The sequence below is a fragment of the Aeromonas sp. PI_26 genome, from assembly GCF_027854445.1.
Taxonomy (GTDB): domain Bacteria; phylum Pseudomonadota; class Gammaproteobacteria; order Enterobacterales; family Aeromonadaceae; genus Aeromonas; species Aeromonas veronii.
On sequence record NZ_JAJNOE010000023.1, the window covers coordinates 21666 to 47519 of the forward strand.

Here is a 25854-nt window from a genome sequence, read left to right on the forward strand (position 1 = left end):
GGTTGGTGAGTGGAGGAGGAACTGGGTATTATCGAAACAACTTTGCTTATTTTATTAAACAATTTGCAACCAAGGCAGGATGCTGAGTATGCAGGCAGGAAAGCACAACGGATATCAGGAGCACGTCGCCTCCTACTACGCGGCCACCCGCAACGACCCGCAACAGTGGCCCGAGCTGGAGGGGGAGCACAAGGCTGACGTCTGCATCATCGGCGGCGGCTTTACCGGCCTCAATACCGCCATCAATCTGGCGGATGCCGGGTACAAGGTAGCCTTGCTGGAGGCCAACCGCATCGGCTGGGGGGCGTCGGGGCGCAACGGCGGTCAGCTTATTCGCGGTATCGGCCACGATACCAGCCAGTTCGCCCGCTGGATTGGTGAGGATGGGGTCCGCGAGCTGGATCTGATGGGGCTGGAGGCGGTGCAGCTGGTGCGCGAGCGGGTCGAGCGTTTCAATATCGAGTGCGATCTCACCTGGGGCTACTGCGATCTGGCCACCCGTCAGCGTCATCTGGCCGGTTTCGAAGAGGATCTCGACCATCTGGCGAGCCTCGGCTATGAGCACGAACTCAAGCTGGTCCCGCGGGAAGATATCCATAGCGTGGTGGGATCGGATCGCTATATCGGCGGCCTTATCGACATGGGCTCCGGCCACCTGCATCCTCTCAATCTTGCGCTCGGCGAGGCGCGAGCCGCTGCCAGCCTCGGGGTTTCCCTGTTTGAACACTCCAGAGTGACCCATATCTATTACGGCAAGCAGGTCGAGGTGACCACGGCTCATGGCCGGGTCACCGCCGATTATCTGGTGATCGGCTGCAACGCCTATCTCAACGACCTCAATCCGGAGCTGGGGGGGCGGGTGCTGCCCGCGGGCTCCTACATCCTCGCCACCGAAGTGCTGGATCGCCGCTTGCGCCAGCGCTTGCTGCCGCAAAACATGGCGGTGTGCGATCAGAACGTAGCGCTCGACTACTACCGCCTCTCCGCCGATGGCCGCCTGCTGTTTGGCGGCGCTTGCAACTACTCCGGGCGGGATCCCCGCGATATCAAGGCCTTTATGTTGCCCAAGATGCTGCGAGTCTTCCCCGAGCTGGCTGGCACTGCCATCGAGTTCCAGTGGGGCGGGATGATCGGGATTGGCGCCAACCGGCTGCCGCAGATTGGCCGCTTGAAGGAATACCCAAACGTGCTCTACGCCCAGGCCTATTCGGGTCACGGTCTCAACGCCACCCATATGGCGGGCAAGCTGGTGGCCGAGGCGATCCGCGGCGAGAGCCGGGGTTTCGATCTCTTTGCCAGCGTGCCCCATATCACCTTCCCCGGCGGCCCGGCGTTGCGCTCCCCGCTGCTGGCACTGGGTATGCTGTGGCACCGGATGAAGGATATCTTCTGACCCCCATTGTCAGCCTGCGCAGTGCTGGCTGAACTAAGCCCCCTTGCCAGCCCTTGTTTATAGCGGGTTAGCACTATCGTTCCGCCTGATAGACCAAAAGATGCATTCGCGCCAATCTCGTCCGATTGGCGCTATCTTTTAGGTGTGAGAGCGGTTATCTGCCAAGGGGCAAGGGGTTGTCAGATTGCCGGAATATTTGCCGAGAAAGGGCCGAGGACGGGGAGAGGAGGGCCAAGATGGAGATAAATGTGGTCGCGTCAGGCGGGCTAACCCCGCTGGCGCAATGGCAGGGTTCTCCCGCCGTGCAGGCACAGGAGCGGGCTGCGACTTCACCATCAACGGGCAGTGACAGCCTGGTGCGCGACCTTGGCGCTGTGCTGGATGAGCTGGGGCTGTCACCGCAAGGGGAGAGCAGCGGCGGTGGCACTGTTTCAATCAGGGATTCGCTGGAAGCGTTCATCAACACCATGATGGGCTCCCTGCAACAGCAGCAGGAGCAACAGTTGGCATTGCAGCAACAACAGCGGCAAGAGCAGGAACAGCGCAAACTCGCCATCGCCGACAGCAGCGAAAACCCGCTCAAGCGGGATCTGGAGCGCCTGCTGGAGACGCTGGATCAGCAGGGCGGACAGGAAAAAGAGAGCGAGCAAGGAGCCGAGCGTGAAGCGGTCAACCCCTTGCAGAGCCAGCTGACCAAGCTGCTGGAGAGCAGTGGTGCGGCAGAGAGCGGGGTCACCCTCAAGGAGGTGCTGTCAGGATTGGCCAGCAAGCTGCCGAACGAACCTGCCGAGCGAAAAGGGTATCGGGTCGATACCCAGGTTTGAGCTGGTTGGCAACGGCAGGAGAGTCGTTGCAGAGCATAAGGGGCGGAAAACCCGTTATTGGGCCGGTTCAGCCAGCCGCCAGCCCTGTTCGCTCTTCATCATCCACACCTCTGCCTCTTGCGGCAGCACCTGGCCCGCCTCGAACTCGCCATATTTACGCTCGAGCTCCATCAGACCCATCTCCTGCTGGAAGGGGCCAACCCGGTCGTAGACCAGATCCTCGTCGTGCAATACCTGCAACTGATCGAGCCCCTGCTTGAAGTGGAGCTGGTAACTCACCTTGACCAGATAGACCCCCTCCATCCGCTCCTCCTTGCCGAGGATGGTGAAGTCGCTGATATCGAACAGGTTGGCGTCTGTCTCGGCCAGTAGCTTGGCGGTGACCTGCTGGCGGATATCCTCTTCACCGGGCCCTGCACTGCAGCCATAAAGCCAGAGGGCTAGCAGGGGGATGAACCACTTTTTCATCAAAACTCCGGACAAGTGCAAAACGAGAGGGGCGATTGTGCCACGCGAATGCGCGGCGGCAAACCTCGGCTCACGGTTCCAGTGAACGTTCCAGCACGATGGCCTCGGCCCGATAATCAGCAAGCTCGCGGCGATAGCACTCGGTGAAGCCTCTGCGCAGCCAGAAGGATAGAGCACTCTCATTGCTGGCAATCACTGACAGGCGAAGCCGGGTAGCCCCCCATGAGCTTGCCAGCGTGCAGGCGTGAAGATAGAGCGACTGACCACGGCCACTCCCTTGCCAGGGTTCCCCCACCAGTAACAGACCCAGATAGGCGGTGTCTGGATTGGGGTAGCCGCGCAGCAGATCAATGACAGCGGTGAGCTCTCCCTGCTCCCAGCGGCCGATGAGATGTTTGTCGGAGAGAGGCAGGCCGGGTGGGCAGGCGACAAGTTCCTCTTCTCCTGCCTGTGCAGAGAGAGGGTCATTGCTCACCGCCGCCTGATAGGAGGGGGCCTGCTCGAACAGCCGCTGCAAGGCAGGTGCATCGCTTGTCTGCAGCCGACGCAACTCAGTGTGCATCACTTACCATCTCGAGATGTTTGGCAAAGGGGATAGGCCCCATAAAACCGGTGACCCGCTGCCCTGTCAGCTCCTTGCCCTCGCGGTCGAAGAAGATCAGGGTCGGCAGCCCCAGCACATTGAGACTGTTGAGCAGCTCCACATCGGCATCGTCGTTGGCGGTGACATCCGCCTGCAGCAGCACCATCTGGCCGAAGCGCACCCTCACCGCCGGGTCGCTGAAGGTCTTGTGCTCGAACTCCTTGCAGGCGACGCACCAGTCGGCGTAGAGGTCGAGCAGCACCGGCTTGCCGCGGGCGGCGGCCAGCTGCACCTTGAGATCATCCAGCGTCTTGACGCGGATAAACTGCGGCGCCGTTTGACTGGCATCCGCCGTGGCGGCAGCAGGACCGGCCGGTTGCAGCAGATCCTTGCCCACCACCACGGCGCTGATCATCGCCAGCAACAGCACGAAGCCGCGCACACTTCTGGCCACCGAGTGGGGCTGGTGCTGGTTGTGGTGATAGAGATAGCCGCACAGCAGCAGCCCCCAGCCGAGCCAAGCGAGAGTAGCAATCTGATCGCTCCAGAGGCGTGACAGCAGCAGGATCGGCACTGCCAGCAGGGCAAAGCCAAACAGCTGCTTGATCACATCCATCCAGGCGCCCGCTTTTGGCAGCAGCTTGCCACCCGAGGTGCCGAGCAGCAGCAGCGGCAGACCCATCCCCAGTGACAGCGCATAGAGCGCCGCCCCGCCGAGCCAGAGGTCACCGCTCTGTGCAACATAAATCAGTGCCCCCGAGAGCGGCGCCGTGGTGCAGGGGGAGCAGACCAGCCCGGAGATCATCCCCATGATGGCGACCCCGACTACCGAGCCGCCCTGCTGGCGGTTGGAGAGACCGGAGAGCCGGGTTTGCAAACTGCTCGGCAGTTGCAGGGTGTAGAGGCCGAACATGGAGAGGGCCAGCAGCACGAACATCACCGAGAGGCCGATCAGCACATAGGGATGTTGCAGCGCCGCCTGGAATTTCAGCCCTGCCGAGGCCACTACCAGCCCCAGCAAGGTGTAGGTGACCGCCATCCCCTGCACATAGACAAAGGAGAGCAGGAAGGCGCGACTGGTGGAAAGGCGATGGCCGGCACCGGCGATGATGCCGGTCAGAATGGGATACATGGGGAAGACGCAGGGGGTGAAGGCGAGCCCCAGCCCCAGCGCGAAGAAGGCGACGATGCTGAGCCAGAATCCCTGATGGCCGAGGGCGGAGGCCAGCTGATCCTGCTGGCTAACCGGTGCGACGCTTTGTGCCGTTTCAGCAGCGGATGCGGTGGTTGCCGTGACCAGCGGAGCCACATCGATCAGTTTGTCGGTCGGTGGATAGCAGAGGCCGTCGGTACAGCCCTGATAGCGCACCCGCAGGGTGGCATTTTCCCCCACCTCCTTTAGCGGCACCGCGATGCTCACCTGCTGGTAGTAGACCCGGGTCTTGCCGAAGAAGTCATCCTCGTGCTCTGTGCCTTCCGGCAGGGTCGGCTCGCTGAAGGTGAGGTTGTTCCCCTTGAAGCGCAGGCTGTGGCGATAGAGGTAGTAATCGTCGGCGATATGGAGGGTCAGCAGCAGCTGATCGCCACGCTGTTCGCTCTCGATCTGAAAGGCCTCATCGACCTGCAAAAATTTGGGTTTGGCATTGGCCTCAATGCCCAGCGAGCTGAGCAGATCGGCGCCGCTGGCGTGGGCAGGGGCGCTGCCCGCCGCTGTCGTCAACAGGGCACAGAGCAGCAACAGGGGAGAGAGCAAGCGGTTGAACGTCATGCGGTCTCCCCATTGAGCCAGTCGAGATAGGCGGGTAGTCCGGCACTTACCGGCAGGGCCAGCAGCTCGGGCACCTCATAGGGGTGATGGGCTTGAATACATGCCTGCAACTCGGCAAAGAGTGGCTGGCGGGATTTGATGATGAGCTGGATCTCGGTGGCGCGCTCCACCTTGCCTTGCCAACGATAGACGGAGGTGACGCCCGGCAGTTGATTGATGCAGGCGGCCAGTCGCTGGTTCAGCAGCTGTTCGCAGAGAAGGTCGGCACTGGTTTGATCTGGGCAGGTGCAGAGCACCACAATGGCGTCGGTCATAAAGCGGATCTTCACCTCGTTGGGGTAAACCGGGCAGGCGCCCTTGCCGTCTCATCCTTGTCTGCGGATGAAGGTGAAAAAAGCGCCCGAAAATCAGCGGCTACTATACCCCAGAGCCGCTTCAAATAGCATCTGTAGCCATTTGTGAGCCAGCGCCAAAAATTTGTGGGGGGCATGAGATAGACGCTGTCATGGGGACAGGGCAGAATGAGCGGGCTTGTTCCCAATTGACGTAAGGAAATGTATGACCCAACAGAATGAGCAGCAGAGAAACCGCATGTTGAGCCTGCTGCGCGAAGGTGAGCGCCGCATGTTGGTTCAATTGGCCGGGCTGCTGCGCACGACCGCCGATGAAATCAATGCCGAGCTGGAGAAAGAGGAGCTGATGGCCACCCTGGAGCAGCCCATCACGGTGGAGTATCTCAACGGCGTGGTGCAGCACCATCTGTTCGAGCGCAAACACAAGGGAGATATGGCGGTTGCCCAGCAGATCCTGAGCGATTATCAGAGCGAGCTGGAAGCGCTGCAGGCTGCCCAGGCACAGCCTGAAGAGGCTGCCGCTGCCGACGAGAGCGGCGAAGAGCTCAAAGCCCAGGCTTGAGCGACGGGCAGGCCTGAATCCTTACCTCTGAATCAGCCGGCCTGCCAGCGCTGATCCCTGTTGCGGCCCCATCATGTCTGCCATGATGGGGCCGTGCCGTTTCTTCTGTTGCCTTCCCTTGTTGACCTTCACTTCTCGGTTTTAATCCAACTGATTCGTGCCTTAGCGCGCCTCTTGGGGCATGCCGTGCGGCACTTCGCGGGGGATGGGAAACACCTTGTCATAGCCCCAGTTGTAGACGAAGGCATAGATCAGGTAGAAGACAACGAAGCCCAGATCCAGCACCAGCGCCTCCAGCAGGCTGACGCTCAGCCACCAGGACATGACCGGCAGCGCGACGATCAGCAGACCGCCCTCAAAGCCGAAGGTATGCAGCACCCGTTGCCACAGGGTTTTGTGGGTATGGCCCTGATATTTGAGCAGCAGCTTGTCGACCCCGATGTTGTAGATGTAGTTCCAGACGGTGGCCAGCACCGAGAAGAACAGTGCCAGCGGGCCCATATGGTTGAGCCCGACCCCGGTAACCCAGCTGGCCAGCGGGGCGGCAATCAGCAGGCCAATAAATTCAAAGCCAATGGCATGGCGCAGGCGATCGTTACGGGTACGCATAAGTCACTCTCTCAATCAGATTTATTCACGGATTGCTGGTTAATCTATAGATCTTTAGCGATAGATTCATGTTGGTATCCATCGCTAAAATAGATGGATGAGAGAGCTTGCCGGAGGGCCATAAGATGACGCCATCACTGGAACAACTGAGGATCTTGCTGGCGGCCGCCGAAACCGGCTCGTTTTCCGCTGCCGCCCGCAAGCTGGGCAAGGCGCAGTCGGTAGTGAGCAGCGCTATCGCCAATCTGGAGATCGATCTGGCGCTCACCCTGTTTGACCGCAGCGGCCGCTATCCGCAGCTGACGGAGGCGGGGGCCCGCATGGTGCAGGAGGCGGGGATCCTGCTGGCGCAGAGTGAACGATTGCAATCCATTGCCGGGGAGCTGGCGGCCGGGGTGGAGACGCGCCTCACTCTGGCCATCGATGATGACTCCCACCTCCCCTGGCTCGGCACCCTGCTGGAGGAGTTCGCCACTCGCTACCCGACCGTGGAGCTGGAGCTGCTCTTCCCGCTGATGGAGGATGTGACCGAGATGCTGGTGACCGGTCGGGCCCAGCTCGGCATCAGCTATCAGAAGGTGCATCCCCAGCGGGAGATTGTCGCCCGATCGCTGGGGGAGGTGACCATGCCGCTGGTGGTGTCACCGAATCATCCGCTGGCCCGCAAGCAGCCGCTGCGGGAGGTCGATCTGCAGGGGGCACGTCAGCTGATGGTGACCGGCCGACGAGAAGGGAGCGAGCGCCAGCGTTTTCGCATCTCGGCTCAGGTGTGGTGGGTCGAGGGGGATCTCGGGGTGCTGGAGCTGGTCAAGCGGGGCCTTGGCTGGTCCGCCATTCCGGAATTTCTGCTGCATCAACCGCTGAAGCGGGGCGAAGTGGTGGTGCTGAAGCCAGACTTTATCGCCAGCCACGCGCTGGCGCTGGAGTTGCAGTGGCATCGCGCCCGCCCGCTGGGGCTGGCGGGGCGCTGGCTGAAGGAGGCACTGCTGGCGCGGGTGCCTCGCTAGCCGACCTTACTCGGTCAGGGCGTAAGGCAGGGGTTGCAGGGTGAGGCGGGAGCCTTCGTCCTGCTTGAGGCGGAATTGGGCGTCAGCCTCGGTATCTTTCGGCAGTACGGCGGTGAGCCACACCTGCCCGGCCTGTTGCCAGGCGTTGAGCACCATGCCGCTGCGGCGCCAGTTGTCACCCAGTTGCAGTTCAAGGGTATCGCCGCTGGCGACCGGCTCGCCGGCAGTGCCCGCCAGCAGGAACAGGGCGCGGTTGTTGGCGCCGCGATACTTGGCGCGGGCCACCGTCTCCTGCCCCATGTAGCAGCCCTTATTGAAGCTGATACCGTCCAGCGCCTGCAGGTTGAGCATCTGCGGGATGAACTCCCCCTGATGCACCGCTTCCATATGTGGCAGGCCCGCCTTGATCTCGAGCCCCCACCAGAGTGACTCGTCACCTTGCGGCAGGGTGTCGGCTTGCTGATTGCTCACCAGCAGCCAGCGATCCTGCTCAATCTTCACCGCCATGCCGCCATCGATCAGACCGCTCTGCTCAAGGCCAAACTGCGCGGCGATCCAGCCATCGCTGCCCGTACCGGCGATCCCGGTAGCGTGACGCTCATCGGCGGTGATCTCGACCTTGGAGAAGACGGCAAATTTCTTCAGCTCCGGCAACTGACGTTCCAGCACCGAGGGGCTGGTCAGCAGCAGCAGGCTGTCGTCGAGGCAGAGCAGGCGGAAATTGCTCCACAGCTTGCCTTTGGGATCACAGTGGCCACCCTGGGTCTGTTGCCCCGGTTGCAGGGCGTTGACATCACAGGTGACCTGACCTTGCAGATATTTGGCTCGATCCTGGCCGCTGATACGGGTGATGGCCAGCTTGGTCAGGGGGAAGCGGGTCGGCTCGGCAGGAAAAACAGGTGGTTGCAGGCTCACGATGGTATTCCAGAGAGAAAGTATGTGAGCTGCATGGTAAAGACGTAACTAATGTTTGTCAGCCGGAAAATCCAGCTGGTACCATCCCCCGGTCTTTGTAAGGAGAGTGCCATGTTGAGCCCAGTTGAAAAATCCCGCCTGAAGTGGGCCTGCCGTCGCGGTATGCTCGAGCTGGATGTGATCTTTATGCCCTTTTTCGAACACGAGTTCGACTCCCTGAGCGAAGCCGATCAGCAGACCTTTATCCGCCTGCTGGCGAGCGACGATCCGGATCTGTTCAAATGGTGCATGGGTCATGGTGTCCCTGCCGATCCCGCATTTGCCGCCATGATCCCGATGATCCTGGATCGCAATCAGGCGCGCCACGACCGCCAGGGGTAATACTGTGGAGCGGGTGATCATGACGGTTCACCCCTCCCGCCATCAGCAATGTTTGCTGGTGGCCCTCTTTTTGTTGCTGCTCTGGCCGGTGGCTGGCCTGATTGCCGGTTGGCAGTGGGCACTGTTGCTGCCCGTCTGGTTGGTGTCGCTCTGGCTGAGCTGGCGGGCGCTCGCCGCGCCCCCGTTCGAGCTTGTCTGGGATGGTCAGTGGCTACAGTGGCAAGGTTGCCGCTATCAGCTCGGCAAGAAAAGCCGCATTTTGCCCGGCGTGCTCAGGCTGGCGCTTTGTCCCGAGCCGGAAGGCTCTGAATCGGCGTCGCCACGGCAACTGTGGCTCTTCTCCGACGCCCTTCCCCCCGAACATTACCGCCTGCTGGCGCGAGCCATCCACTTTCTGCCGTCTCGGCGCTGACGCCTGCTTTCCGTGATGACCATGCGCTGATTTAGCGCGATAAGCTGTTGCCATGTGGCTGAAAAGCGGTTGAAAACAAGTGACCCCGCCGGGGCGGGGTCACTGATAGCTGCAACGCTTGGCGGGAAGGGGGATTAATCCCGCTCCGGAGTTAGCACAGTCGGTTTGGAGTCCGGCAGCATATCCGGATAATCCAGGTTGTAGTGCAGGCCACGAGACTCCTTGCGCTGCAGGGCGCAGTTGACGATAAGTTCGGCCACCTGCAGCAGGTTGCGCAGCTCCAGCAGGTTGTTGGAGACGCGGAAGTTGGCGTAGTACTCCTGCACCTCCTGCTTGAGCAGGTCGATGCGGCGCTTGGCGCGGGCCAGGCGTTTGTTGGTACGCACTATCCCCACGTAGTCCCACATCATCAACCGCAACTCGTGCCAGTTGTGCTGGATCACCACCAGTTCGTCGGAGTCTTCCACCTTGCTCTCGTCCCACATCGGCAGGCGCGGCGGCTCCACGCTCATCGGCAGCTTGGCCAGAATGTCGGCCCCCGCCTGATGGGCATAGACCACGCACTCCAGCAGGGAGTTGGATGCCATGCGGTTGGCGCCGTGCAGACCGGTGTAGGTCACTTCACCTATGGCGTAGAGGCCGGGGATATCGGTCTGGCCGTTGTTGTCGATCATCACGCCGCCACAGGTGTAGTGGGCGGCCGGCACGATGGGCATCGGCTCCTTGGTGATATCGATGCCGACCGCGAGGCAGCGCTCATAAATGGTCGGGAAGTGCTTGATGATGAAATCGGCCGGTTTGTGGCTGATGTCCAGATACATGCAGTCGGCGCCGAGTCGCTTCATTTCGTGGTCGATGGCGCGGGCGACGATATCCCGTGGCGCCAGCTCGGCCCGCTCGTCAAACTCCGGCATAAAGCGGCTGCCGTCCGGGCGGCGCAGATAGGCCCCCTCGCCACGCAGCGCTTCGGTCAGCAGGAAGTTGGGGTCGTCCGGGTGGAACAGGCTGGTGGGGTGGAACTGGTTGAACTCCAGGTTCGCCACCCGGCAGCCGGCCCGCCATGCCATCGCGATGCCATCGCCAGAGCTCACATCCGGGTTGGAGGTGTACTGGTAGACCTTGGAGGCGCCACCGGTGGCCAGCGCCACGAAACGGGCACGGATCACCTCGACCTGCTCGGCGTTGCGGTTCCAGACGTAGGCGCCCAGCACCTTGTTGCCCGGCAGGTTGAGCTTGCGGGTGGTGATGAGGTCGACCGCGTTGAAGCGCTCCATCAGCTGGATATTGGGGTGAGCGCGCACCTGATCGATCAGGGTGAGTTGCACCGCCTTGCCGGTGGCATCCGCCGCGTGGAAGATGCGGCGATGGCTGTGGCCGCCTTCCCGGGTGAGGTGGTACTGGGATTCACCATCGGCGTTCTCCTCCTGATCGAAGGGGACCCCTTGCTGAATGAGCCACTGGATGGACTCGCGGGCGTGGCGAGCGGTGAACTCGACCACTGCCGGGTCACACAACCCGGCGCCCGCGTTGAGCGTGTCGCTCACGTGGGATTCGATGCTGTCGGTTTCGTCGAAAACGGCAGCGATGCCTCCTTGCGCATAGAAAGTGGCCCCTTCACTGATGGGCCCCTTGCTCAGAACCAGGACTTTGGCGTGGTCTGCCAATCGCAACGCGAGGGACAAACCAGCGGCACCGCTGCCAATGATCAGTACATCGCAAAGGTATTCAACACTTGCTTTCATAAGTATCATTGGCCTGGATTAAGAACTGGCACCATGGTAGCCCAAGCGAGGGCGAGGATGCAGCCTGCATCACATTTTTTTCAATTGAAGCGAACTTTCTCTGATTCTCCCTGTCTGAACTTGTGCGCTTAGGAAGGGCCGGAAAAGAAAAACGATAACCTGATGGGGGTTTTACGGCTCTGATGAGCGACCAGAATCTACTGGACGAACAGCTGGTTGAACGGGTCCAGCGCGGCGATAAAGCAGCTTTCAACCTGTTGGTAAAAAAATACCAGCATAAGGTGGTCAACCTGGTTGCCAGGTATGTCAACAATCCCGGTGATGTGCCCGATGTGGCGCAAGAGGCCTTTATAAAAGCCTACCGTGCATTGCCGACATTCCGTGGCGAAAGTGCTTTTTACACCTGGTTGTACCGAATTGCCGTGAACACGGCGAAGAATTATCTCACCTCCCAGGGGCGCAGGCCGCCCAGCAGTGATGTGGAGGCTGACGAAGCGGAGTCTTATGGTGGTGGTGAAGCCTTGCAAGAGGTCTCAACCCCCGAAAACCTGGCGCTGACTGACGAGATCAAACGCACCGTGTTTTCAGCCATAGAGGCATTGCCGGAAGACCTGAGGACAGCTATCACCCTTCGCGAACTGGAAGGGCTGAGCTACGAAGAGATTGCCGAAATCATGGATTGCCCAGTGGGTACGGTCAGATCCCGTATCTTCCGGGCGAGGGAAGCAATCGATAAAAAGCTGCAACCTCTGATCGAGAATTAACTGGGGAAAGACGGGTTAACTTATGGCAAATAAAGAGCAAATCTCTGCCCTGATGGATGGTGACCTGAGTGACGCAGAGGTACTGAACGAGCTGGAGATGGACTCCGACTTGCAAGATACCTGGGGTCGTTACCACCTGATCGGCGATGCCATGCGGGGTGACCTGCCGGTCAATCTGCAACTGGATCTCAGTGACAGCATCATGGCTGCGCTGGAGGATGAGCCCACCATACTGGCACCCAAGCCTGTCGAGACGGCTCCCGTGCTGCAACCTGCCGTTGCACCGGTCAAGACAGATTCTAATGTGGTTCCGTTGTTCCGCCGTGTCGGTCAGCAGCTGGGTCAATATGCCATTGCGGCATCCGTGGCCGCTGCCGTTATCTTCGGGGTGCAGCAGTATCAGGGACAGGATGGCGTTCCGGCCAATCCGGTGCTCAATACCATTCCAATCGGTGGCAGTGCGGCGCCGGTGAGTGTTCACTATCCGCAACAGGATGGCGCCCGTGCCCGTCAGCAGGGGCTGACCGAACAGCAGATGCAGGAGCAGCGGGAGCGGATCAACGCCTTCCTGCGTGACCACCAGTTGCAGCAGCGCCTGTTGCAAGACAGACAGATCCAACAATAACGAATTGTCAGGGATACAAACGTGCGCCAGTCCAGCCGTATTTTGCTGGCCTCTCTCCTGCTGATCAGTGCCAAGGCCTCGGCCGACGATAAGTCGGCCGAGGCCTTGTTGCAGCAGATGCAGAGTGCCGTGCAGCAACAGAATTTCGAGTTGTCCATGGTCAAGGCCCGTCAGGGGCGTCTTGAACCGATCCGGATCAGCCATGCCGTGATCAACGGCAAGGAAGTGGCCCACCTCAGTTACCTCGACGGCAAGGCGATCGAGTATCTCCAGCGCCAGAACGAATACACCTTCTTTGAAAACAGCCACGATCCCTACACCCTGAAGGATGCCCGTTTCCCCGGCATCTGGTCGACCCTGGTGAAGATGCCACTGGCGCAGGTGCTGGAGAGCTATGATCCTGTGCTGGCCGGCCGCAGCCGGGTCGCCGGTGTGGTGGCACAGGTGGTGAGGCTGGTGCCTAAAGAGGCCGATAAATATGGTTTCGTGCTCTGGATTGACGAGCAGAGCCACTTGCTGCTGCGGATCGACATGGTCGAGCGGGAAGGCAATCTGGTGGAGCAGGTACTTGGTGTCGAGCTGGATCTGCAGAGCAAACCGGCCCCCTGGCTGGTAAAGCTGGCCAACAGCAAGCAGCCTCCGGCGCTGGCGTTGGAGGATGCCTATCCGGCGCCGCAACAGCAGTTGAACTGGCAGATCACCTGGCTGCCCGATGGCTTCAAGGTGCTGTCGCAAGACCGGCACCAGCTGGTGACCACCAGTATGCCGGTGGATTACATGATGCTCTCCGACGGGCTGGTGGATCTCTCGGTCTACGTCTCCCGGGTTGATCCCAAGCAGGCGGTGCGCCAGCAGCTGATCCGCCAGGGGGCGACTTCGCTGGTGAGCTATGTCAACGAGGTGGGGGTCGAGATCACCGTGGTCGGTGAGGTGCCGGCCGAGACCGCCAAGCGTATCGCCGAGTCGGTCCAGCCGCTGGCCCGCAACGAAGCGGTGCAGTAACGGGGGATGCGGGGTTCTTCCCCGCTTGCCGAGCGTGGCGAGTCGTGGTCAGATCCCCTGATTGTGTGAACCCGAGGTGTTGCCGTGAATGAGATGAGTGAAGAGCTGGCGACCGTGGTGGCCATTGAGGGTGACCATGCCTGGGTGGAGTGCGAGCGTCGCTCCGCCTGCAGTGGTTGTCAGCAGCAATCCAACTGCGGTACCGGCACCGTGGCCAAGGCATTTCCCCTGAAAGCTCCCCGCTTGCGGGTCAGGCTGACCGCCGAGGTGCGGGTTGGCCAGCAAGTGAGGCTCGGTATCCCGCAGGAGAGTCTGCTGCGCGGAGCTGCGCTGGTCTACGTGTTGCCGCTGTTCTGTCTGTTGGCCGGCGCCTTGCTGGGGCAGCTCTGGCTGGCACCGCTGCTCTCGGGCGGGGAGGGGATCACCATTCTCTGCTGCCTGCTGGGGGGCGTGCTGGGCTTTTTACTGGTTCGTTACTTTTCCAACCGCCTGGATCAGGGGCGCTACGGCCCGCAGATGCTCGGCGTGGTAGTCCCTGTCCGCATCCTCCCCTGACTGAACAGGCGCTATTTCACTGGCGCTGGCGACTAAAGAATGGCCGTCAGCCGGGTTATCCAGTAAAATCGCGCCTCCATAACTGACCTTAACTAATTTTGAGTGACTCTTGCTCGATGAAACACATTCGTAACTTTTCGATTATTGCGCACATCGACCACGGTAAATCGACCCTGTCGGACCGTCTGATCCAGACTTGCGGTGGCTTGTCCGACCGCGAGATGCAGGCTCAGGTGCTTGACTCCATGGATCTGGAGCGCGAGCGCGGCATTACCATCAAAGCACAGAGTGTGACCCTGAACTACCAGGCACAAGACGGTAACACCTACCAGCTGAACTTTATCGACACCCCGGGCCACGTGGATTTCTCCTACGAGGTCTCCCGCTCTTTGGCGGCCTGTGAAGGGGCGCTGCTGGTGGTGGATGCCGGCCAGGGGGTTGAGGCACAGACTCTGGCAAACTGCTATACCGCCATGGAAATGGATTTGGAAGTGGTGCCGGTGCTGAACAAGATTGACCTGCCAGCCGCAGAGCCCGAGCGGGTTGCCGAGGAGATCGAAGACATCGTCGGTATCGACGCGGTTGATGCAGTGCGCTGCTCCGCCAAGACCGGTCTGGGTGTTGATCTGGTGCTGGAAGAGATCGTCGCCAAGATCCCGGCACCGGAAGGTGACCCGGATGCCCCGCTGCAGGCGCTGATCATCGACTCCTGGTTCGACTCCTATCTGGGTGTTGTCTCTCTGGTGCGGATCAAGAACGGTTCCCTGAAGAAGAACGACAAGATCAAGGTGATGAGCACCGGTCAGGTGTGGGGTGTCGATCGTATCGGTATCTTCACACCCAAGCAGGTGGATACCCAGGGGCTGGGATGTGGCGAGGTAGGTTGGGTTGTCTGCGGTATCAAGGACATCCACGGTGCACCGGTGGGCGATACCCTGACTCAGGCCAAGAACGGTGCCGACAAGGCGCTGGCTGGCTTCAAGAAGGTGAAGCCGCAGGTTTATGCGGGTCTGTTCCCCATCTCCAGCGATGACTACGAGTCGTTCCGTGACGCCCTCGACAAGCTCTCCCTGAACGATGCCTCCCTGTTCTTCGAACCGGAGAGCTCCACTGCGCTGGGCTTCGGCTTCCGTTGTGGCTTCCTCGGCATGCTGCACATGGAGATCATTCAGGAGCGTCTGGAGCGTGAATACGATCTGGATCTGATCACCACGGCGCCGACCGTAGTGTACGAGATCGAGCTGACCGACGGTTCCACCATCCACATCGACAGCCCGGCCCAGATGCCCGCCATCACCAGCATCAAGGAGATGCGCGAGCCGATCGCCGAGTGCCACATCCTGCTGCCGCAGGAGTACATGGGCAACGTGATCACCCTCTGTATCGAGAAGCGTGGCGTGCAGACCAACATGGTCTATCACGGCAAGCAGGTGGCACTGACCTATGAAATCCCGATGGCGGAAGTGGTGCTCGACTTCTTCGACCGTCTGAAATCCACCAGTCGTGGTTACGCCTCGCTGGACTATGGCTTCAAGCGTTTCGAAACCTCCGACATGGTCCGTCTGGACATCATGATCAACGGTGAGCGCGTCGATGCCCTGGCCATCATCACCCACAAGGACAACGCCCAGTATCGCGGTCGTCAGGTGGTGGAGAAGATGCGCGAGCTGATCCCGCGCCAGATGTTCGATATCGCCATTCAGGCGGCCATCGGCAACCAGATCATCGCACGCAGCACCGTCAAGGCTCTGCGTAAAGACGTAACCGCCAAGTGCTACGGTGGTGACGTGAGTCGTAAGAAGAAACTGCTGAACAAGCAGAAAGAAGGTAAGAAGCGGATGAAGTCCCTCGGCCGTGTCGACGTGCCGCAGGAAGCCTTCCTCGCGATTCTCCACGTCGGAAAGGATTAATAGATGGCAAGCACGTTTTCCCTGATCCTGGTGGTGGTCTGCGCGATCACCGGTGTTATCTGGTGTCTGGACAAGATGATTTGGTCCAAGCAGCGCGCCGCCAAGATTGCCGTGGCTCGTGCCCATGGCGGTGCCCACCTGGATGAGAAGACCCTGGCCAAGGTCGCCCCCGTGCCGGTCTGGATTGAGCAGACCGCCGGGGTCTTCCCGGTCATCACCTTTGTGCTGATCCTGCGTTCGTTCATTTTTGAACCGTTCCAGATCCCGTCAGGTTCCATGATGCCCACCCTGCTGGTGGGCGACTTCATCCTGGTGGAAAAATTTGCCTATGGTCTGCGGGACCCGGTGACCAACACCAAGTTCCTCGAGACTGGCGAGCCCAAGCGTGGCGACGTGGTGGTGTTCAAGTATCCCCTTGAACCGCGCGTTGACTACATCAAGCGGGTGGTCGGCATGCCGGGTGATCGGGTTATCTATCGCAACAAGGAGCTGATGATTCGGCCCAAGTGCGAGGAGCAGGAAGGGAAAACGTGCCCGGGCTTCAAGAAGCTCGACGTCAAGTTTGAACAAAGAGGCGAATTTACCCAGATGGGGATCCCCCTTGACCGCTATACCGAGCAGTTGGGTGATGTCTCCCACGAGACCCTGCGCAATCCGCTGATGCCCGACATGGTTGGCCGTTACTATCGCCAGCCCGGCACCTACCCCGACGAGTGGGTGGTACCGGAAGGCCAGTATTTCGTGATGGGCGACAACCGCGACAACAGCACCGACAGCCGCTTCTGGGGCTTTGTGCCCGAGCAGAATCTGGTCGGCAAGGCGGTCGCTATCTGGATAAGTTTTGAATTCGAGCGCGAAGAAGGCTCCCTGCTGCCAAGTTGGGTACCGACAGGTGTGCGCTTCAACCGCATTGGCGGAATCAAGTAAATGAATATCAAGATGAACAGACTGCAGTCCCGTCTCGGGCATGTCTTTGCGGATCTGGAACTGCTGACCCGGGCGCTGACTCACCGCAGCGCCGGTTCCCGTCACAATGAACGACTGGAATTTCTGGGTGACTCGATTTTGAGTCTGGTGATTGCCGACGATCTCTTCCACCGCTTCCCGCAAGCGGCGGAAGGGGATCTCAGCCGGATGCGCGCCACCCTGGTGCGTGAGAAGACCCTGGCCGAACTGGGCCGGGAGTTTGACCTTGGTGATCACCTGATCCTCGGCCCCGGCGAACTCAAGAGCGGCGGTTTTCGCCGCGAATCCATTCTGGCCGATACGGTCGAGGCGGTGATCGGTGCCGTCTATCTGGATACCAATCTTGAGACGGTGCGGACACTGCTGCTGAGCTGGTATGCCAGCCGCCTGGAAGAGATCAAGCCGGGCATCGAGCAGAAAGATCCCAAGACCCGTCTGCAAGAAATTTTGCAGGGAAGCCGCAAATCCCTGCCGACCTACACCGTGACCAACGTCAAGGGCGAGGCCCACAATCAGGAGTTCACTGTCCAGTGTGACGTGGAAGGTCTGGATGGTCCTCTCGTCGGGGTCGGCACCAGCCGTCGCAAGGCCGAACAGGCCGCGGCGCAGCAAGCATTGGAAAAACTGTCATGACAGATACTACCTACTGCGGCTTTGTCGCCATCGTGGGCCGCCCGAACGTGGGCAAGTCCACCCTGCTCAACAAGCTGCTTGGCCAGAAGGTCAGCATTACCTCGAAGAAACCCCAGACCACCCGTCACCGGATTTTGGGGATCGACACAGAGGATAACTACCAGACCATCTATGTAGATACCCCGGGTCTGCACATTGAAGAGAAACGGGCCATCAACCGCCTGATGAACCGTGCCGCCACCAGTTCGCTGGGGGATGTGGCCATGGTGGTGTTCATGGTCGACGGTACCCACTGGACCAAAGACGACGAGATGGTGCTGGGCAAGCTGCGCAATCTCAAGTGCCCGGTGGTGCTGGCGGTCAACAAGATTGACAACGTCAAAGAGAAAGAAGATCTGCTGCCCCACCTCGAGTGGCTGGGCCAACAGATGAACTTCGCCCATATTCTGCCCATCAGTGCCGAAAAGGGCACCAACGTGGAGAAGATCCGCGAGTGGGCCAAGGATCTGCTGCCGGAAAACGTCCACTTCTTCCCGGAAGATTACGTGACCGACCGCTCCTCCCGCTTTATGGCCTCCGAAATCATCCGCGAGAAGCTGATGCGCTTCACCGGTGAGGAGCTGCCCTACTCGGTGACGGTGGAGATCGAGCGCTTCAAGGTGGAAGAGAGCGGCCTTTATCACATCCACGGCCTGATCCTGGTCGAGCGCGATGGCCAGAAGAAGATGGTCATCGGCAACAAGGGTGAGAAGATCAAGACCATCGGCACCGAGGCGCGCCTCGACATGGAACGTCTGTTCCAGAACAAGGTGCACCTGGAGCTGTGGGTCAAGGTCAAGTCGGGCTGGGCTGATGATGAGCGCGCCCTGCGCAGCCTCGGGTATGGCGACGACTGATTGCTGACCCCGGCTTTCGTCATCCACAGTCGGCCCTATCGGGAGACCAGCCAGCTGGTCGAGGTCTTCACCCAGGATAGTGGCCGATTTACCCTGGTGGCTCGCGGTTCTCGCGGGCCACGCTCCCCTCTCAAGGGGCTGCTGCAACCCTTTACCCTGCTCACCATCGCCTGGCGCGGCAAGGGGGATCTCAAGAACCTCACCCAGGTCGAGTGCCCCGACCACTCCCTGCGTCTCGGCGGTGATCGCCTCTTCTACGGTCTCTATCTCAACGAGCTGGTCTACTACCTGCTGGAAGCGCACACCCCGTTCCCCGAAGTGTTCGATGCCTATGCCCGTGCCATCATGGCGCTGGCCGATGGCGAGACGCCGGAGCTGCCGCTGCGCCGCTTCGAGTTCCTGCTGCTGCAGGCGCTCGGCTATGCGGTGGATTTCGAATACACGGCGGACGACGAGTCGCCCATCGAGCCGACCCTGCTCTATGGCTTCGAGCGTGAATTGGGCTTTGTTGCTTGCGAGCGGGCGCCGGATCCCCGTACCCTGTTTCTCGGTGCCCACCTGCTCGCCTTTGCCGAGGGACGTTTCGATACCCCTCCCTTGCTGCAGGCGGCCAAACGTTTCAGCCGACTGGCACTGCAACCCTATCTGGGCAAGCGCCAGCTAAAGAGCCGGGAGCTGTTTTTAAAACGCAAAGCCAGCATCCAAGGCTGACATAGATTACAGACATACGGATATTGGCGCGGGGTGATTCACTGACCGCGCAGTCAACAGATGAAGCCTTTCAAGGAGTTCTCAATGAGTGAAATCTATCTGGGTGTGAACATCGACCATATCGCGACTCTGCGCAACGCCCGTGGCACCCAGTATCCGGATCCGGTACAGGCCGCGTTCGTGGCCGAACAGGCCGGGGCCGATGGCATTACCGTGCATCTGCGTGAAGATCGCCGCCACATCACCGACCGTGATGTGGAGATCCTGCGCCAGACTATCCAGACCAGAATGAACCTGGAGATGGCGGTGACCGAAGAGATGATCGGCATCGCCTGCCGCATCAAACCCCACTTCGTCTGTCTGGTGCCGGAGAAGCGCACCGAGGTGACCACCGAAGGCGGTCTGGACGTGGCCGGTCAGCTGGACAAGGTTACTGATGCCGTTGCCCGTCTTTCCGCTGTCGGGGCCCAGGTTTCGCTCTTTATCGATGCCGATCCCATCCAGATCGATGCGGCTGCCGAGAGTGGCGCCCCCTTTATCGAGATCCATACCGGCCGTTACGCCGATGCCACCACAGATGCTGAGCGCAACGCCGAGTTCAAGCGCATCGCCGCCGGCGCCTCCTATGCCGCTGGCAAGGGGCTCAAGGTCAATGCCGGCCACGGTCTGCACTACCACAACGTCAAGGCCATCGCCGCCATCCCCGAGCTCTATGAGCTCAACATCGGCCACGCCATCATCGGCCGCGCCGCCTTCGACGGTCTGGCCAAGGCCGTGAGCGATATGCGCCTGCTGATGCAGGAAGCCCGTCAGGGGATCTGAGTTGCAAAATAGGCCCGCGGCCTGAGACCGGCCGCCAAAAATAACAAGGGACGCCATGGCGTCCTTTGTTGTTTTTAGCTGAACCAAGTCAATCACGGCATGGCGAGTCAGCTCTCGTGATCACAGCTTTCCATCGCTCATACACATACGGATTTTCGCCTCGACAACCTCCTCCATGGCGGCCATGGCGGGCACCAGATACTGGCGCGGGTCGCTGGCATCCGGATGAGAGCCAAGGAAGGCTTTCATCGCATCGGCGAAGGCGATCTTCAGTTCGGTCGCAACGTTGACCTTGCAGATCCCGAGTTCGATGCAGCGGCGCACATCGGCTTCTGGTACGCCGGAGGCGCCGTGCAGCACCAGCGGAATATCCACCTGCTCGCGAATGGCGGCGAGGCGTGCAAAGTCCAGACGGGGCTCCTCCTTGTAGAGGCCGTGTGCGGTACCGATGGCCACCGCCAGCGAGTCGATACCGGTACGGCGGACAAACTCGGCCGCCTTGAGCGGGTCGGTAAATTTGGCATGAGCGGCATCGACGATGAGGTCATCCTCCTGACCGCCCAGCTGACCCAGCTCCGCTTCGACGCTGGCCCCCATGCGGTGGCAGAAGGTCACCACGCTGCGCACCTTCTCGATGTTCTCTTCAAACGGAAAGTGCGAGGCATCGATCATGGCGGAGCGAATACCCGCTTCGACCTTGTAGTGGATGTCCTGCTCGTCTTCGTGGTGATCCAGATGCAGCACCAGCGGGATACGGTACTCATGGGCGGCGGCCTGACAGATGGAGACCAGATACTCGACCCCGGCATGGCGATAGGTGCCCGGGGTGCCAGCCAAAATCACCGGAGAGCGCATGCGAGCGGCGGTGCGAGCCACCACCTGCACGGTTTCCAGGTTGTGGATGTTGAAAGCCGGTACCGCATAACCGCGGCGCTGGGCATCTTTGAGCATTTCATGGGAAGAGATCAGATACATAGTGACTCCTGAGCGTCCTGATTGACGCGAGATCCTGAGAAAAGGGAGGAGAGCTGGGTCGGGTTTATCTCCCGGCCAGCCACCCAGATGTGTTGTTGATTGAGTTCAGTTGTGAGGGCGAGCAGGTTGGCCTGTTTGCCAACTGCCAGTGAACCGAGGCGATTGGCAATGCCGAGCATCTTTGCTGGTGCCAGCGAGGCCATTGCGATGGCTTCATCGAGCGGTACGTTCGCCAGCTGCACCATGTTGCGTACGGCGCCAAGCAGGGTGAGGGTGCTGCCCGCCAGACCGCCGGTTTCGGTGCGTACCACGCCGTTTTTCATCTCGACCAGATAGTTGCCAAGCAGATAGTGACCGTCGGGCATACCGGCGGCGCGCATCGCATCGGTAACCAGCAGCAGGCGCTGGCCGGCGCAGCAGTGACAGAGCTTGAGCACGCTCGGGTGGAGATGATGGCCATCTGCGATCAACTCCAGCCAGGCAGCGGGATGGACAAGACCTGCACCGACCATGCCGGGTTCACGGTGGTGCAGGCCGCGCATGCCGTTGAAGCAGTGCACCAGCCCGGAGGCGCCCGCTGCCAGCGCCGCTAGGGTGGTGTCGTGATCCGCCGCCGAGTGGCCCAGCATCACCCGTATGCCGTTTGCGTCAAGATGGTGAATGGCCGCGATGGCATTGGGCTTTTCCGGTGCCAGTGCGACCACCTTCAGGCTGCCACACGCCAGCTGTTGCAGATGGTTCAGTTCGGCAATATCCAGCTCCCGAAACAGCGCCTGATCGTGGGCGCCCCTGTTGTCCGGCGTGAAGTAGGGCCCTTCCAGATAGCAGCCGAGCAGCTCGGCGCCCGGCATGCCGCGGGCAACGCCATCGGCAATGCGGGCAAGGGCTTGCTCTATCTCGGGGAGTGGGGCGGTGACCGTGGTGGCAAGAAAAGCGCCGACCCCTTCTGCCGCCTTGGCCATCGACAAGGTAGCCAGCGCACCCTCATCGTTATCCATGACATCGACGCCCGCACCGCCGTGGACATGACCATCGATCAGCGCAGGCACCAGCAGCTCGACATCTCGTGCCGGATCGCCATCCGTGATGGGAGCGATGGCGGTGATGACGCCCCCTTCATGGGTCAGCTCCTGATGTTCCAGCCAACCCTGTTCGGTCAGCAGGCGACGGGCACGGATCCTTGAGGCCATCAGATGCCCTCCTCGACGAGAGCGGCATCTGCCTGACGCTCTTTGCTCATCTCATCTGCCAGCGAGGTGAGACCCCGGTGGCCGCAATCAAGGGCCTGCCGGCGGAATTCACAGGCGCTGAGGCCATCGCGCTCCAGCACCATCTCCAGCAGCAGTTGCAGGTTGGTACCGGTAATAACCTCCCGCTCTGGCTGGTGCAGTGAGAGGGTTGATGCGACCCGAAAAGGGGTGCCGCCGAGCAGGTCGGTCAGGAAGACTGCGCCATCCCCCTTGTCGACCTCTGCCAGCGCCGCTTCGCACTGTGCCTGCAGCAGGGCAGTGGTGGAGCTCTCGGGAAAGTCGATGGCGATAACCGCGTCCTGTTCGCCGAGGATCTGCAGCATGGCGCGCTCCAGACCGCTGGCGAAACCGCCATGACCACAAATGATGATGCCCAACATAGTCTGTTCCTTTACTGCAAAGGGGGCCGGCTTGCTGCCGGCTCCGGATTAGAGGAAACCGGCGAACTTGCCGACGATACCGAGTACCACTGTGATGACGATGAGGCGCAGCGGGCTCCAGCCTTTGCGGATCAGGGCGTACATCGCCAGGGTGTAGAGCAGCGGCAGGAAGGCGGGCATCAGCTTGTCGAGCACATCCGCCTGCAGTTTGACGACTGCATCACCGGCAGTGATCTCCAGGGTGGTGCCAAGACGCACATAGGTGGCGACCAGCGCGCCGATCACCGTCATGCCGACGATGGAGGCGGCATGGCCCACCTTGCGGGTATTGGCCTTAATGACCGGAATCGCAGCCACCCCCATGCGGTAGGCGTAGTGCGCCAGACCAAAGCGCAGGCCGAAGTGGACCACGTTGAACAGCAGGAAGAAGACCACGGCACCCATGATGGAGCCTTGCAGCGCCAGATCTGCCCCGATGCCGCCACAGATGGGGAGCAGGGTGAGCCAGAACATGGCATCGCCAATCCCGCCGAGCGGTGCGCCTACGGCAATCTTGGTGCTCTGGATGCTGTTGACGTTCTGCTTGGAGCGCTCCATCGCCAGCACGATCCCCATCACGAAGGTGACCAGGAAGGGGTGGGTGTTGAAGAAGCCCATGTGCCCTTTCATGGCCCGGGAGAGATCCCGCGGATTGGTGTGGATCTTCTGCAGTGCTGGCAGCAATCCATAGAGCCAGCCGGAGGCCTGCATCCGTTCATAGTTGAAGGAGGCCTGCAGCAGCAGGGAGCGCCAGGCAAAGCGGTTGATATCCTGCTTGGTCAGCTCGGCGCCAAGCTGCTGATCTTCATAGGTGTCGTCGGATTGTGGCCGGGTATTGTGCGGTTCGGCGCTGGAGATGATCCGCGCAGCTGTGTTGTTAGATGCCATCTTCGGTTTCCTCCTGAACAGGACGAGCTTGCGGGGTGGTGGTGCGCATGAAGTCGATCAGGGCCATGGCCAGCGCGGCGGCGGCGATGGCCAGCACCGGCAACTGGAGCCAGGCGGCAGCGACGAAACCGAGGATGAAGTAGGGGATATAGACGTTCTTCATCATGATCTTGAGCAGCACGGCAAAACCGATGGCGGGCATGATGCCGCCAGCAACGCCGAGGCCATCGATGAGGCGGGCGGGCAGCACGTCGATGGCTGCCTTGGCATGTTCGGCCCCGAAGTAGGTGGGCAGGAAGGCACAGAGGAAGTAGAAGGTACCCAGCGCCAGCAGCGCCAGGTAGTTGACCCGCTCGATACCGCGCACGTCAGCCGCTTCGGCCATGCGATCGCAGCGGGACATGACCCCCGACATCACCGAGAAGAGGAAGGTGATCCCCATCTGCACGGCCACGGCGAAGGGAACGGCCACCCCGACCGCCACATCCGGCTTGACCCCGGTGGTGATGGCGAAGGTGGCGCCGACTATGGTGCCGATAATGACGTTGGGCGGTTGCGCCCCCGCCAGCGGGGCCAGCCCCATCCAGACCAGCTCCAGGGTACCGCCCACCAGAATACCGGTGGGCAGGTCGCCGAGGATGAGGCCAACCAGCGGCCCCAGCACCACGGGACGGTGGAAGTGGGTCAGACCGTTGAACAGGTCGAGTCCGGCGAAAAACGCCAGGATGCCAAGCAGAAGACCTTGTAACAAACTGATTTCCATCACAATTGTCCTTAATCAGAGCAAATTGAAAATGTCCTGTGCCGGTTCGGTCGGCACGCCCTGGACATAGCACTCGACACGGGCGTCCCGCAGGGCGCGAAATGCGGTGATGTCCTGTTCGTCCACGGATACGGTCTTGTGGATTTGACGCTTGCCGTCGGCGTAGTGCATGTTGCCGACGTTGATCCGGGAGATGGGGACACCTCCCTGAACCAGAGTGTTGAAATCGGTCGGGTTTTTGCAGACCAGCAGGATCTTCTGGCGATCTGCCGCCTTGTGGATGTTGTCGATCACCTTCTGGAGCGGCCAGAACCGCACCGCAATACCTTCGGCCAGTACCATCTCCATCAGGTTCTGCTGGATGGGGTCCTCTGCCACTTCGTCGTTGGCGACCAGCACCAGATTGGCACCGGCAAAGCCGACCCACTGGACGCCGACCTGACCGTGGATCAGGCGCTCATCGATCCGGCTCAATACGATATTGGGCATCACAGCACTCCTTCTTGGTGGAACGGATAGATATTGACCCCCTGTACGACCCGGTTGACCTGACCGGTGGGGCAGGGATTGTCCGGGCTGATCCCCAGTTCCAGCGAGGTATGGAAGGCGTAGTACTGGGCATAGAGCAAGTAGCAGAAGGCGAGCTGGGCATCGTCTCCATGCAGGGTGTGGGGCAGGTAGATGTGCTCCCCCTCCTCGATGGCGGGATGGTGCTGGTCGGCGATGGCGACTACCCGGGCGGCCTTGCCATCGCTTCGCAGCTCGCGCAGCAGATCCAGATCGTATTGCCGGGTGTAAGGGTCGTTGGAGATGAGCAGCACGATGAGCGTCTGCTCGTTGACGACCGATTTCGGGCCGTGGCGAAAACCGGTGGGGGAGTCGAACATGGCGACCAGACGGCCGGCGGTCAGCTCCAGCAGCTTGAGTGCCGCCTCCTGCGCCACCCCTTGCAGACTGCCGCTGCCAAGATAGATGACCCGTTCGGGCAACTGCTCATTCCATGTCGGTACGCGCTGCACAACCTGCTCCAGAATGGCGTCGCTGGTGGTGACCAGTTGCTCGCAGCGCTGGCGGTTGAACCGCTCTGGCAGGAAGAGAGACAGGCAGCTCAGCATCATGCTGGTCAGGCTGCTGGTCATGGCGAAGCTGCGATCATTGGTCTGGGGTGGCATCAGCAGGGCCAGAGAGTGGGCATCTTGCTGGCAGCGGCGATAGAGCGCCCCTTCACCGTTGCAGGTCAGCACCAGATGGTGGCAGTGGCTGAGCAGCTGGCTGGCCAGTTCGACCGCCGCCACGCTCTCGGGGCTGTTGCCGGAGCGGGCAAAGGAGATAAGCAGGGTAGGGCAATCTTCGGCCAGATACTCGGCCGGATCGGTGACGATATCCGTGGTGGCGATCGCCTCGACCCGGGCATGCAGGTGGGCCGAGAGATAGGGGGCGAGCGCCCGACCGGCAAAGGCGGAGGTGCCAGCCCCGGTCAGGATGATGCGCAGCTCTTGTCGGGTGAGCAGGGGGGTCAGAAAACGGGTCAGCGCAGGACGGCACGCCTCGACCATGGCGAGGGTCTCGCGCCAGGTGGCGGGTTGCTGGCGAATTTCACGGGCAGTCGCCAGGCCATTGGCACTGCGCAACATCTCTTCTGGATAACCAAGGATCAT

The 25854-nt window shown here is 60.9% G+C and carries 30 protein-coding genes; 16 read left to right on the forward strand and 14 right to left on the reverse strand.

Annotation, left to right across the window (positions count from 1 at the left end):
• Nucleotides 1–88 precede the first annotated feature (88 nt).
• Nucleotides 89–1393, forward strand: a complete 1305-nt coding sequence (locus LRL22_RS18875) for an NAD(P)/FAD-dependent oxidoreductase (RefSeq protein ID WP_270906107.1) — start codon at nt 89–91, stop codon at nt 1391–1393.
• 236 nt (nt 1394–1629) lie between these two features.
• On the forward strand, nt 1630–2217 hold the full coding sequence (locus tag LRL22_RS18880) for a hypothetical protein (protein ID WP_270906108.1): 588 nt from the start codon (nt 1630–1632) through the stop codon (nt 2215–2217).
• A gap of 54 nt (nt 2218–2271) precedes the next feature.
• Here the strand turns inward: LRL22_RS18880 and LRL22_RS18885 are convergent, their stop codons facing one another.
• From LRL22_RS18885 to cutA, 4 genes are all read right to left on the reverse strand, one after another.
• Nucleotides 2272–2685 carry a hypothetical protein gene (locus tag LRL22_RS18885; protein WP_064341340.1) on the reverse strand — a complete coding sequence of 138 codons (414 nt, stop codon included), beginning with the start codon at nt 2683–2685 and terminating at the stop codon, nt 2272–2274.
• Between the two features lie 70 nt (nt 2686–2755).
• Nucleotides 2756–3247, reverse strand: coding sequence for a GNAT family N-acetyltransferase (locus LRL22_RS18890; RefSeq protein WP_139477557.1), 492 nt, complete (start codon nt 3245–3247; stop codon nt 2756–2758).
• Nucleotides 3237–5036 carry a protein-disulfide reductase DsbD gene (locus LRL22_RS18895; RefSeq protein ID WP_270906110.1) on the reverse strand — a complete coding sequence of 600 codons (1800 nt, stop codon included), beginning with the start codon at nt 5034–5036 and terminating at the stop codon, nt 3237–3239. Before LRL22_RS18895 ends, LRL22_RS18890 begins: the two co-directional genes overlap by 11 nt.
• On the reverse strand, nt 5033–5350 hold the full coding sequence (gene cutA / locus LRL22_RS18900; protein ID WP_193861441.1) for a divalent-cation tolerance protein CutA: 318 nt from the start codon (nt 5348–5350) through the stop codon (nt 5033–5035). Before cutA ends, LRL22_RS18895 begins: the two co-directional genes overlap by 4 nt.
• A 244-nt stretch (nt 5351–5594) precedes the next feature.
• On the opposite strand from cutA, the gene LRL22_RS18905 reads away from it, so the two are divergent.
• Entirely contained in the window at nt 5595–5951 is a 357-nt protein-coding gene (locus LRL22_RS18905) for a hypothetical protein (protein ID WP_005362699.1), read from the forward strand.
• A 162-nt stretch (nt 5952–6113) separates the two neighbouring features.
• On the opposite strand, the gene LRL22_RS18910 is transcribed toward LRL22_RS18905, so the two are convergent.
• Nucleotides 6114–6560, reverse strand: coding sequence for a PACE efflux transporter (locus LRL22_RS18910; protein WP_047436069.1), 447 nt, complete (start codon nt 6558–6560; stop codon nt 6114–6116).
• Between the two features lie 125 nt (nt 6561–6685).
• On the opposite strand from LRL22_RS18910, the gene LRL22_RS18915 reads away from it, so the two are divergent.
• On the forward strand, nt 6686–7567 hold the full coding sequence (locus LRL22_RS18915) for a LysR family transcriptional regulator (RefSeq protein ID WP_270906111.1): 882 nt from the start codon (nt 6686–6688) through the stop codon (nt 7565–7567).
• Nucleotides 7568–7573: 6 nt separating this feature from the next.
• On the opposite strand, the gene ygfZ is transcribed toward LRL22_RS18915, so the two are convergent.
• Nucleotides 7574–8482, reverse strand: coding sequence for a tRNA-modifying protein YgfZ (ygfZ, locus tag LRL22_RS18920; RefSeq protein ID WP_270906112.1), 909 nt, complete (start codon nt 8480–8482; stop codon nt 7574–7576).
• Nucleotides 8483–8593: 111 nt separating this feature from the next.
• Between ygfZ and LRL22_RS18925 the strand changes: the two genes are divergently transcribed.
• Together LRL22_RS18925 and LRL22_RS18930 are read left to right on the forward strand one after the other, a co-directional pair.
• A complete protein-coding gene (locus LRL22_RS18925) occupies nt 8594–8863 on the forward strand; it encodes an FAD assembly factor SdhE (protein ID WP_270906113.1) in 270 nt (89 codons plus the stop codon).
• A 19-nt stretch (nt 8864–8882) separates the two neighbouring features.
• Nucleotides 8883–9275 carry a protein YgfX gene (locus LRL22_RS18930; protein WP_270906114.1) on the forward strand — a complete coding sequence of 131 codons (393 nt, stop codon included), beginning with the start codon at nt 8883–8885 and terminating at the stop codon, nt 9273–9275.
• A gap of 134 nt (nt 9276–9409) precedes the next feature.
• Here LRL22_RS18930 and nadB read toward each other — a convergent pair whose 3' ends face one another.
• Nucleotides 9410–11017 carry an L-aspartate oxidase gene (gene nadB, locus LRL22_RS18935; protein ID WP_270906115.1) on the reverse strand — a complete coding sequence of 536 codons (1608 nt, stop codon included), beginning with the start codon at nt 11015–11017 and terminating at the stop codon, nt 9410–9412.
• Nucleotides 11018–11199: 182 nt separating this feature from the next.
• On the opposite strand from nadB, the gene rpoE reads away from it, so the two are divergent.
• The 10 genes from rpoE to pdxJ all read left to right on the forward strand — a co-directional run bounded on the left by rpoE (nt 11200) and on the right by pdxJ (nt 19901).
• A complete protein-coding gene (gene rpoE / locus LRL22_RS18940) occupies nt 11200–11781 on the forward strand; it encodes an RNA polymerase sigma factor RpoE (RefSeq protein ID WP_005335411.1) in 582 nt (193 codons plus the stop codon).
• Nucleotides 11782–11803: 22 nt separating this feature from the next.
• Nucleotides 11804–12406 (forward strand): RseA family anti-sigma factor, encoded by a 603-nt coding sequence (locus tag LRL22_RS18945; RefSeq protein ID WP_005335409.1) that lies wholly within the window; start codon nt 11804–11806, stop codon nt 12404–12406.
• A 21-nt stretch (nt 12407–12427) separates the two neighbouring features.
• Nucleotides 12428–13408, forward strand: a complete 981-nt coding sequence (locus LRL22_RS18950) for a MucB/RseB C-terminal domain-containing protein (protein WP_005335407.1) — start codon at nt 12428–12430, stop codon at nt 13406–13408.
• 93 nt (nt 13409–13501) lie between these two features.
• Nucleotides 13502–13963 carry a SoxR reducing system RseC family protein gene (locus LRL22_RS18955; RefSeq protein ID WP_040068038.1) on the forward strand — a complete coding sequence of 154 codons (462 nt, stop codon included), beginning with the start codon at nt 13502–13504 and terminating at the stop codon, nt 13961–13963.
• Nucleotides 13964–14079: 116 nt separating this feature from the next.
• Complete coding sequence (lepA, locus tag LRL22_RS18960; protein WP_005335396.1) at nt 14080–15873, forward strand: translation elongation factor 4; 1794 nt, start codon at nt 14080–14082, stop codon at nt 15871–15873.
• A gap of 3 nt (nt 15874–15876) precedes the next feature.
• The gene (lepB, locus tag LRL22_RS18965) at nt 15877–16800 is read left to right on the forward strand and encodes a signal peptidase I (RefSeq protein ID WP_005335395.1); all 924 of its coding nucleotides are present in this window, start codon (nt 15877–15879) and stop codon (nt 16798–16800) included.
• A complete protein-coding gene (gene rnc / locus LRL22_RS18970; RefSeq protein WP_005335394.1) occupies nt 16801–17472 on the forward strand; it encodes a ribonuclease III in 672 nt (223 codons plus the stop codon). It begins immediately after the preceding gene.
• Nucleotides 17469–18368, forward strand: a complete 900-nt coding sequence (gene era / locus LRL22_RS18975) for a GTPase Era (RefSeq protein WP_199416389.1) — start codon at nt 17469–17471, stop codon at nt 18366–18368. The genes rnc and era overlap by 4 nt, the downstream gene beginning before the upstream one ends.
• On the forward strand, nt 18369–19079 hold the full coding sequence (gene recO, locus LRL22_RS18980) for a DNA repair protein RecO (protein ID WP_041210624.1): 711 nt from the start codon (nt 18369–18371) through the stop codon (nt 19077–19079). It begins immediately after the preceding gene.
• A gap of 84 nt (nt 19080–19163) precedes the next feature.
• Nucleotides 19164–19901 (forward strand): pyridoxine 5'-phosphate synthase, encoded by a 738-nt coding sequence (gene pdxJ / locus LRL22_RS18985; protein ID WP_005335389.1) that lies wholly within the window; start codon nt 19164–19166, stop codon nt 19899–19901.
• A gap of 120 nt (nt 19902–20021) precedes the next feature.
• Here pdxJ and LRL22_RS18990 read toward each other — a convergent pair whose 3' ends face one another.
• From LRL22_RS18990 to LRL22_RS19020, 7 genes are read right to left on the reverse strand one after another with little or no spacing between them, the layout of a single operon-like run.
• On the reverse strand, nt 20022–20876 hold the full coding sequence (locus tag LRL22_RS18990) for a tagatose bisphosphate family class II aldolase (RefSeq protein ID WP_042029712.1): 855 nt from the start codon (nt 20874–20876) through the stop codon (nt 20022–20024).
• Nucleotides 20867–22066 carry an N-acetylglucosamine-6-phosphate deacetylase gene (nagA, locus tag LRL22_RS18995; RefSeq protein ID WP_270906116.1) on the reverse strand — a complete coding sequence of 400 codons (1200 nt, stop codon included), beginning with the start codon at nt 22064–22066 and terminating at the stop codon, nt 20867–20869. Before nagA ends, LRL22_RS18990 begins: the two co-directional genes overlap by 10 nt.
• Complete coding sequence (agaF, locus tag LRL22_RS19000) at nt 22066–22506, reverse strand: PTS galactosamine/N-acetylgalactosamine transporter subunit IIA (protein WP_270906117.1); 441 nt, start codon at nt 22504–22506, stop codon at nt 22066–22068. The genes nagA and agaF overlap by 1 nt, the downstream gene beginning before the upstream one ends.
• Before the next feature lie 48 nt (nt 22507–22554).
• Nucleotides 22555–23433: a PTS N-acetylgalactosamine transporter subunit IID gene (agaE, locus tag LRL22_RS19005; RefSeq protein ID WP_005354370.1), complete on the reverse strand. Its 879-nt coding sequence runs from the start codon at nt 23431–23433 to the stop codon at nt 22555–22557.
• Nucleotides 23423–24196: a PTS N-acetylgalactosamine transporter subunit IIC gene (gene agaW / locus LRL22_RS19010; protein ID WP_005354369.1), complete on the reverse strand. Its 774-nt coding sequence runs from the start codon at nt 24194–24196 to the stop codon at nt 23423–23425. The genes agaE and agaW overlap by 11 nt, the downstream gene beginning before the upstream one ends.
• Before the next feature lie 15 nt (nt 24197–24211).
• Nucleotides 24212–24685 carry a PTS N-acetylgalactosamine transporter subunit IIB gene (gene agaV / locus LRL22_RS19015; RefSeq protein ID WP_005335358.1) on the reverse strand — a complete coding sequence of 158 codons (474 nt, stop codon included), beginning with the start codon at nt 24683–24685 and terminating at the stop codon, nt 24212–24214.
• Nucleotides 24685–25854 (reverse strand): SIS domain-containing protein, encoded by a 1170-nt coding sequence (locus LRL22_RS19020; RefSeq protein ID WP_270906118.1) that lies wholly within the window; start codon nt 25852–25854, stop codon nt 24685–24687. Before LRL22_RS19020 ends, agaV begins: the two co-directional genes overlap by 1 nt.